The following is an 8820-nucleotide window of genomic DNA, read 5'->3' on the forward strand; positions in this document are numbered from 1 at the left end:
ATTTTAGATGTTCTTTTTCGACACAAAAATACCCCTTTAGATAAAATATCTAAAGGGGTGCAAATTTGTAAATTTATTTTAAAGCTATAACTATATTTATTAACCTACCAATCTCCTACTCAACAGTAACAGACTTAGCTAAGTTACGTGGCTTATCAACGTCACACTCGCGGTGAAGTGCTGCGTAGTATGAGATAAGTTGTAATGGAATAACTGCTACTAGCGGTGCTAGCGCTTCGTGTACAGCTGGTAATACGAAGCTGTCACCTTCCATTTCTAAGCCTTTCATTGAGATGATACATGGGTTAGCCCCGCGTGCTACTACTTCTTTCACGTTACCACGAATTCCAAGGTTTACGTGCTCTTGTGTAGCAAGTGCGATAACTGGTGTACCATTTTCAATTAAAGCGATTGTACCGTGTTTTAACTCTCCTCCAGCGAATCCTTCTGCTTGGATGTAAGAGATTTCTTTTAGTTTTAACGCACCTTCTAATCCTACGTAGAAGTCTACGCTACGGCCGATGAAGAAACAGTTACGCGTTGTTGCTAAAAATTGTTTTGCTAATGCGTCCATTTCTTCTTTTTGATCACAAAGTTCTATCATTGCATTTGCTACAAGTCCTAGTTCGTGTGTTAAATCGAAATCAAGAACTTCACCTTTTGCTTTAGCAATATCAGCCGCTAAAATTGAAAGTACTGCAAGCTGTGCTGTGTAAGCTTTCGTTGATGCAACTGCAATTTCTGGCCCAGCGTATAACGGAAGTGTATAATCAGCTTCACGAGAAAGCGTAGAACCAGGCACGTTTGTAATTGTTAATGCTTTATGCCCCATTTCATTTGTTTGTACAAGTACTGCACGGCTATCAGCTGTTTCACCACTTTGTGAAATGTAAATGAAGAATGGTCTTTCTGTTAATAATGGCATGTTGTAAGAGAATTCACTTGCCACGTGTACTTCAACTGGCATTTTTGCAAACTTCTCGATAAATTGTTTTCCAACAAGACCTGCATGATAACTCGTTCCACATGCAATGATGTAAATGCGATCGCTATCTAAAATCGCATTGCGGATGTCTTGATTTAATTCAATTTCGCCATTTTCATCTTGATACTTTTGAATTATATTACGGATTACAAGTGGTTGCTCATCGATTTCTTTAAGCATGAAATGAGGATATGTTCCCTTTTCAATATCACTTGCGTCTAATTCCGCTGTAAACGGTGCACGTTCAATCGTTTCACCTTGTAAGTTTTTAATTGTAATACTTTCTTTCGTTACGATTACGATTTCTTTATCCATTAACTCAATGAATTGATCTGTAACTTGTAACATCGCCATAGCGTCGCTTGCCACAACATTAAAGTTGTCACCAACACCTACTAATAGCGGGCTTTTGTTTTTAGCAACATAAATCATGTTTGGATTTTCAGCATCAAGTAATCCGATTGCATAAGAGCCATGTAAAAGAGATAGCGTATTACGGAACGCTTCTTCTACACTTAATCCTGTGCTCACTTGTTGTTCCATAAGCTGTACGATAACCTCTGTATCTGTTTCACTTACGAACGTTACATCTTGTAAATATTCCTTTTTCACTAATTCATAGTTTTCAATTACACCGTTATGAACTAATGTAAAGCGTTTTGATGTACTTTGATGCGGATGCGCGTTTACTTTACTTGGAACACCGTGTGTAGCCCAGCGTGTGTGTCCGATACCTACGCTTGCTGCTACGTTCTCATCTACGATTTCACGAAGTTTTGCGATACGGCCTTTTTCTTTGTATACAACAACACCGTTCTCTGCTTGTACTGCAATACCTGCTGAATCATATCCACGATATTCTAGCTTTTCTAAACCTTTTAATAAAATTTCCTTTGCATCTTGCTCTCCAATAAATCCTACGATTCCACACATGTTTAGTCGCCGTTACAAATGCTTACACTGCTCTGCGAACATGTAACGACATAGTCCGATACCATTTTTATTTATACTAAAAAACGGATTACATATTGCTAGCCCTGTAAGCTTGTAACGGCTTTCACCTTCCTCTCGATTGGGTTTAAGTCCGTATATACTTATACAGCTAGTTTTCATCCGTTCCTCTTCTCTCATCACACTTTCACCTTTGTCCACTAAGTCACCTTAATGATTTAAGTAAAAGCTTGCGGTTGTGATGAACAACCGGGAGTCATCCGCCGAAATCTCGATAAACCCCACCTCGTCAACTACACTATTTGTAGTTCTGGCGCTTTTATAATTTACAATATTTCCTTTGAGAAAAAGAACAAGACCATCTTATAACAAACATGGATAAACCGTCAATGAAATTTTTTTCATCGTCTATAAAACATATGAAAAAGGAGCACTTTTTGTGCTCCTTTTTCATATAAATTCAGCTAATTATTCAGCGCCAACTTCGGCTTTCACAACTTCTACAATGCGATGTACATATGCATCACAAACTTCTTGTGTTGGTGCTTCTGCCATTACACGAATAAGTGGCTCTGTTCCAGATGGGCGAACAAGAATACGGCCATCACCGTTCATTTCTTCCTCTACAACACGAATAATTTCTTTAATTTTTTCATTTTCTAATGCTAATTTTTTATCTGTTACACGAACGTTTACTAGCAATTGTGGGAATTTCGTCATTTCCCCTGCAAGCTCAGATAATGGCTTTTTCGTCATTTTCATGATGTTTACAAGTTGAAGTGCACTTAACATTCCATCACCAGTTGTAATGTAATCAAGTAAGATAATATGGCCTGATTGTTCTCCACCTAGGTTGTAACCTCCGCGCTTCATTTCTTCCATTACGTAGCGGTCACCAACTGCTGTTTTATCACTTGTAATATTATTTGCTTCAAGTGCTTTGTAGAAACCTAAGTTACTCATAACAGTTGAAACAACTGTATTATGTTTTAATTGACCAGTTTCTTTCATGTACTTCGCACAAATGAACATAATTTGATCACCGTCAACGATGTTTCCTTTTTCGTCTACAGCAATTAAACGGTCGCCATCGCCATCAAAAGCAAGTCCGATATCCGCACCTTTTTCTTTTACCAATTCAGCTAAGCCTTCTGGATGTGTAGATCCTACACCCTCATTAATATTCATACCATTTGGAGAAGTTCCCATCGTTGAAATATCAGCTTCTAGGTCTGCAAATAAGTATGGAGCAAGAGAAGAAGTTGCACCATGTGCACAATCTAAAGCGATATGTAGGCCAGAGAAATCTTCTTCAACAGTTTGTTTAATGTACTGTAAATATTTTTGTCCACCTTCAAAGTAATCACTCACTTGTCCAAGATTAGTACCTGTCGGACGTGGTAGTTCATCAACTTCTTTGTCTAATAAAGCTTCAATCTCAGCTTCTTGCTCATCTGTTAATTTAAAGCCGTCTGAACCAAAGAATTTAATACCGTTATCTTGTACTGGATTATGAGATGCAGAAATCATAACACCCGCTTGTGCGTCTAGTGCTTTTGTTAAATAAGCAACGCCCGGTGTAGAAATAACGCCAAGGCGCATTACTTCTGCTCCAGTTGATAATAGCCCTGCTACTAAAGCTCCTTCTAACATATGGCCAGATACACGTGTATCACGACCAATAATTACTTTTGGACGATCTGTATCTTTTGTTAATACATAACCACCAAAACGTCCAATTTTGAAAGCTAATTCAGGTGTTAACTCCTTATTTGCAACTCCGCGTACTCCATCTGTACCAAAATATTTACCCATTATGATTCGCTCCTTTTTCTTGCTCTTTTTGATTGTGATTATCTACTGTTGGTTCTTGACTCGTTTCTTTATCTTTATCTTGATTTTGATTTTGGTTTTGATTCTTTTCCTGTTCTTTTTCTGAATCAGGTTCAGGATTTTTTGGTTTCTCATTTTGATTTTCTTGATCGGTGTTTGAATCCGGTTGTTGACCGTTACCCTGTACTTCTTTATCTGGTTTTTCTTTCTTCACAATAGTAACTTTAGCACTTTTTTGTTTTGGCTCTATTGAAATATTACCAGGACCACTCACTTGAATTGAAATATCTTTCGTTCCTGGAGATACATTTTGCAGATTAATTACCGCTGTTATTTGAGCAGCTGTTATTTTATCTACTATACTTGCTTCTCCTGAAATATCAACACTTATCTTTCCATCTTGCGGCGAAAGTAGCTGAGCAGTAACATCTTTAGAAAGTCCATTTTTCTGGATTGGGATACCATCAATCGTTTTTGTTTTCGTTTGTTTTGTTTTTTGCACTCCCACCGAAACCTTCACTTGATTCGGTTTGGCACTTGTTACACCCTTGGGTAATAAAACAGAGGCATCGAATGTTGTAGACTCTGTCAATTGACTAAGATCTACTTCGACCCCCTCTAGCGATTGTATATTATCCAAAATATCTTTTGGACCAGCTATCGTTACTTCTCTCGGTTCAACACTGATATTTGTAACCGCCAATCCTTCTGCTAAACTCCCCTTCTTCGTATACGTTACAGGAACAGTTTTTTCAGTATTATTGGCTGTATTTTGCGTTGCCACATTCAACGTTACACTAATCTTAGATGGACTTGTTCTTACATTTAAACGTTTTCCTTCTTTATTGTATAATGTAACTTCGGGCGTTTTTGTAACAGTTTTATTAACACCTTTTAAATCAACATACGCTTTGGCAGATGAAATGCTTTCAATTTCTTCTTTCGTCCCAACTACCTCAACAGTATCCGGTTTAAGGCTTGATTTTTCTAGAGTAGCCCCCGCTGGCATCTGATCCTCATTTGATAATTTCAGATCTACATGAACATATTTTCTCGCCTTTTCATGAAGAGTAACTTTAATTGTTGATGGCTGAACTGTTCCTTTCACATCATCTGGAAGCCCGTTCGTTTTTAAAGAAATCTCATAAGTTCCTTTTGGACTATCTCGCAAATCAACCGGTATGTCAAATTGTTTTTTTGCTTTTGCTGTAGCAACTGATGCTTTTGGGCCTTCTAATTTTACTTTAACGCCCTCTGCCGGAATACCACTTACAATATATTTCTCCTCATCATACTTAAGATTAATAGCATAATTAGTTAATGTTTCTTTCGTATCATTTGCAAAAGGTAATATACCTGATGTCGTATTTTTTTCAGTTAACGTCGCTGACATAAAAAGCATACACGCCAATAGTAATGAGATCCCTTTTAAAAACCAATGATTCTCCATTAACTTATCCATGACGCTTTCTCCTCCAATTCCATAAAGACGAAGAAGTCGTTTTTTCGTTTCCACTAAATTCAGCTAATAACATATCCTTCAGCTGTTCTGTCTTCAAATCACGATGCAACTTACCATTTTTCGTTAAAGAAATTTGACCAGTTTCTTCAGACACAACTACTGTAATACTATCAGTAACTTCACTAACTCCCATTGCAGCACGATGTCTAGTTCCTAATTCTTTAGAAATAAACGGACTTTCTGATAATGGAAGATAGCATGCTGCTGCTTTAATTGTACTTCCTTGCATAATTACCGCTCCGTCATGAAGAGGTGTATTTGGAATAAAAATATTAATAAGTAATTCCGATGATACGTTTGCATTCAGCGGAATACCCGTTTCCACATAATCACCCATACCGGTCTCTTTTGACAAAGTAATTAATGCACCAATTCTACGTTTCCCCATATATTCGGTTGCTTTTGCTATCGCTGTTGCAACCATTTCAGGTTCATCATCCTCATGCGTTCCAACACGCGAAAATAAACTTCCGCGCCCTAGCTGCTCAAGTGCTCTTCGCAATTCTGGCTGAAAGATAATAATAACGGCTAAAAATCCCCACGTTAATACTTGTTCAGTTAGCCAAGATAGCGTACGCAATTCAAGGAAAATACTGATCATCTTAACGACGATAATAACTGTAATCCCTTTTAAAAGTTGAACAGCTTTTGTCCCTCGGATTATAAGAATTAGCTTATATATAATAAACCATACAATGGCAATATCTAATGCCGTACTAAGATATTTCAAAATGGTCGTATCTTCAAAAGGCATGCTATCCCTTCCTCCTACTTACGAGCAATTCTATCCATATATTGAAATATTGTTTTATGCTCTATCTGTATGTATTTCCAACAACTAGTTAATTATACCATACATGAAACAAACGACAATTACAAACAACCCCCTTTAGCTCAAATTGGTAAGATGTCAAACATTTTTATTGTACAGTATAATATAAATCATTATTATACGCCTATTTTCAAATAAAAAAAGCAACTTCTCAGTTGCTTTTCTTACATTTATTTTAGTTTTTCACCGAATAAAGAACCCATTAAAGCAACTGCTGTTGTTGCCGTTCTATTTCTCTCATCTAAAATCGTATTTACCTCAACAAATTCAGCAGATGTGATAATATCAGCTTCTGCTAACATTTCCATCGCCAAATGACTTTCACGATAAGATAGACCGCCAATTACAGGCGTTCCAACACCTGGTGCATCATGAGGATCAAGACCGTCTAAATCTAATGATAAGTGTACACCATCAGTATGAGATAAATATGCGATTGTTTCTTCCATAACAGCCGTCATCCCCATACGATCAATTTCATGCATTGAGAACACTTTAATACCTTCATTGCGAATGAAATCTTTTTCTCCTTCATCTAATGCACGCGCACCGATAATTACGACATTCTCTTTTTTCACCTTTGGATATGCTCCGTATAAATCTACAAGTGAAGAATGTCCATAACCTAAACTTGCTGCAAGTGACATACCATGAATATTTCCAGATGGTGAAGTTTCCTCTGTATTTAAATCACCGTGTGCATCATACCAAATAACGCCTAAGTTTTTATAATGTTTTGCTACACCAGCTAATGTACCGATAGCAATACTATGGTCACCACCTAATACAAGTGGAAAACGACCTTCTTCTATAATATGATCCACCTTACTTGCTAATTCATTACATACAGTTGCAACTTGTGTAAGGTTTCTTAATTTTGTATTTTCATCTATCTCTTTTTCTCTCTCTATACATATATCTCCCATATCTTTAACGTCATATCCAATTTCTTCAATTCTTTCAATTACTCCTGCATAACGGATCGCGCTCGGTCCCATATCAACTCCACGACGCATCTGTCCTAAATCCATTGGAACTCCAATAACTGAGATTTCTTTTTTCATAGATAGTATCCCCCTTTTATGCCTTCACTAAATATTTTAAATCTTTTATATAGTCTGACTCAACTCGACATTTTTCTGTATGGATATACAATTTATTCACTTATATTCATACTGAAAACCAAATTTCAAGACTATTCTATGTATAAAGTTAACTTAATGAAACAATCGCAATCACTATTATTAAATAATAATAATAAAACACTCCTACATTTAGAAGTGTTTTTCTGATGCTATTTTCCATACTATTGCAATATTTTTTGTTGTCATTTCAATATTTTCTTCTGCTACTTTATATGCTTCTTCTAGTGTCATCGGTCTCGTTGTAATACTAAATACCGCATCTATTCCTTTCTCGTACACAGCTGAATAATCAGATGATACAGACCCTCCAATAGCAATTACAGGCACAGAAAAACGTTTTGCACGCCCCGCAACACCCACAGGAGCCTTTCCATATGCAGTTTGTTTATCTATTCTACCTTCACCAGTTATAATGAGATTTGCATCTTCTATATGTTTATCGAAATTTGTATAATCTAATACAATTTCAATGCCCCTCCGCAAGTCTCCCTTTAACACTGAAATAACAGCCGCTCCCATTCCTCCCGCTGCCCCTGCACCAGGTATTTCAGATACATCAAAAGATACATATCGTTTAAGCATATTCGCATAATGTTGTAAATTCTCATCTAGCTCTTTCATCATCTCTACATTTGCACCCTTTTGTCTCCCAAATATGAAAGATGCTCCCTGCATTCCGACTAATGGATTATCCACATCACATGCCGCTTCTATCTTTACCCCCTTTAAGCGGGGGTCCATTTGTGAAAAATCAATAGCAACAATCGAATGTAATGTGCCTCCAGATGGATCTATTACTTCACCCTTGTCATTTATAAATCTTACTCCTAAAGCTGCTAACATACCTGCCCCACCATCATTTGTAGCACTTCCTCCAAGTCCTAAAATTATGTACTCCACTCCTTGATCTAGCGCATGTAATATAAGTTCTCCTGTTCCTTTTGTCGTTGTAATAAGTGGGTTGCGCTTTTCAACTGGAACGTGCTGTAATCCTGATGCTGCTGCCATTTCAATAAACGCTGTCTTTTTATCTTTAGAAATGCCATAAAAAGCTTGTATACCTTCTCTAAGCGGTCCTGTCACACTAATTGATATAATTCTCCCCCCTGTAGCATCAACAAGTGATTCAACCGTCCCTTCTCCTCCATCTCCAATTGGTATTTTCACATACTCTGCATTAGGAAAAATTGCTCTAAAACCTCTTTCAATAGCTCCACATACTTCTATAGCTTTTAGGCTTTCTTTATATGAATCAGATGCAATAACAACTTTCACAATTATCTCCCCATCCCTTATTTTTACGTTTTCTTCATTTTAAACGACAAGTATAAAAGTTGTCTTTTTAAACACAAAAAAAGCTTACATCATATGATGTAAGCTTTTTTATTTAGATGGAGCCTAGCGGGATCGAACCGCTGACCTCCTGCGTGCAAGGCAGGCGCTCTCCCAGCTGAGCTAAGGCCCCTTATTAATTAAGCGGAAGACGGGATTCGAACCCGCGACCCCAACCTTGGCAAGGTTGTATTCTACCACTGAACTACTTCCGCAAAAA

Annotated in this window: 7 protein-coding genes and 2 tRNA genes; all 9 read right to left on the reverse strand. The window is 37.2% G+C overall.

Features of this window, described 5'->3' with window-relative positions; genetic code table 11:
- Positions 1-115 precede the first annotated feature (115 nt).
- Entirely contained in the window at positions 116-1918 is a 1803-nt protein-coding gene (gene glmS / locus HFD78_RS25625; RefSeq protein ID WP_000334163.1) for a glutamine--fructose-6-phosphate transaminase (isomerizing), read from the reverse strand.
- A gap of 12 nt (positions 1919-1930) precedes the next feature.
- Positions 1931-2116, reverse strand: a complete 186-nt coding sequence (locus HFD78_RS25630; protein ID WP_001206405.1) for a hypothetical protein — start codon at positions 2114-2116, stop codon at positions 1931-1933.
- Between the two features lie 288 nt (positions 2117-2404).
- The gene (gene glmM, locus HFD78_RS25635) at positions 2405-3751 is read right to left on the reverse strand and encodes a phosphoglucosamine mutase (RefSeq protein WP_000521476.1); all 1347 of its coding nucleotides are present in this window, start codon (positions 3749-3751) and stop codon (positions 2405-2407) included.
- Complete coding sequence (locus tag HFD78_RS25640) at positions 3744-5231, reverse strand: CdaR family protein (RefSeq protein WP_000359598.1); 1488 nt, start codon at positions 5229-5231, stop codon at positions 3744-3746. The genes glmM and HFD78_RS25640 overlap by 8 nt, the downstream gene beginning before the upstream one ends.
- Positions 5224-6045 (reverse strand): diadenylate cyclase CdaA, encoded by an 822-nt coding sequence (gene cdaA / locus HFD78_RS25645; protein WP_001115697.1) that lies wholly within the window; start codon positions 6043-6045, stop codon positions 5224-5226. The genes HFD78_RS25640 and cdaA overlap by 8 nt, the downstream gene beginning before the upstream one ends.
- Before the next feature lie 248 nt (positions 6046-6293).
- Positions 6294-7187, reverse strand: a complete 894-nt coding sequence (gene rocF, locus HFD78_RS25650) for an arginase (RefSeq protein WP_000711563.1) — start codon at positions 7185-7187, stop codon at positions 6294-6296.
- A gap of 210 nt (positions 7188-7397) precedes the next feature.
- On the reverse strand, positions 7398-8543 hold the full coding sequence (locus tag HFD78_RS25655; RefSeq protein WP_000869581.1) for a glycerate kinase: 1146 nt from the start codon (positions 8541-8543) through the stop codon (positions 7398-7400).
- A gap of 117 nt (positions 8544-8660) precedes the next feature.
- Positions 8661-8733 (reverse strand) — tRNA-Ala (locus HFD78_RS25660).
- Positions 8734-8743: 10 nt separating this feature from the next.
- Positions 8744-8815, reverse strand: a tRNA-Gly gene (locus HFD78_RS25665).
- Positions 8816-8820: the final 5 nt, after the last annotated feature.

The sequence above is a fragment of the Bacillus sp. EKM501B genome (assembly GCF_011800505.1).
In the GTDB taxonomy this organism is placed as follows: domain Bacteria; phylum Bacillota; class Bacilli; order Bacillales; family Bacillaceae_G; genus Bacillus_A; species Bacillus_A cereus.

Excerpts from the sequence above, each read along its gene's own strand:
- glmS (WP_000334163.1), bottom strand. The coding sequence starts at position 1,918 with ATGTGTGGAATCGTAGGATTTATTGGAGAGCAAGATGCAAAGGAAATT.
- HFD78_RS25630 (WP_001206405.1), bottom strand. The coding sequence starts at position 2,116 with ATGAGAGAAGAGGAACGGATGAAAACTAGCTGTATAAGTATATACGGA.
- glmM (WP_000521476.1), bottom strand. The coding sequence starts at position 3,751 with ATGGGTAAATATTTTGGTACAGATGGAGTACGCGGAGTTGCAAATAAG.
- HFD78_RS25640 (WP_000359598.1), bottom strand. The coding sequence starts at position 5,231 with ATGGATAAGTTAATGGAGAATCATTGGTTTTTAAAAGGGATCTCATTA.
- cdaA (WP_001115697.1), bottom strand. The coding sequence starts at position 6,045 with ATGCCTTTTGAAGATACGACCATTTTGAAATATCTTAGTACGGCATTA.
- rocF (WP_000711563.1), bottom strand. The coding sequence starts at position 7,187 with ATGAAAAAAGAAATCTCAGTTATTGGAGTTCCAATGGATTTAGGACAG.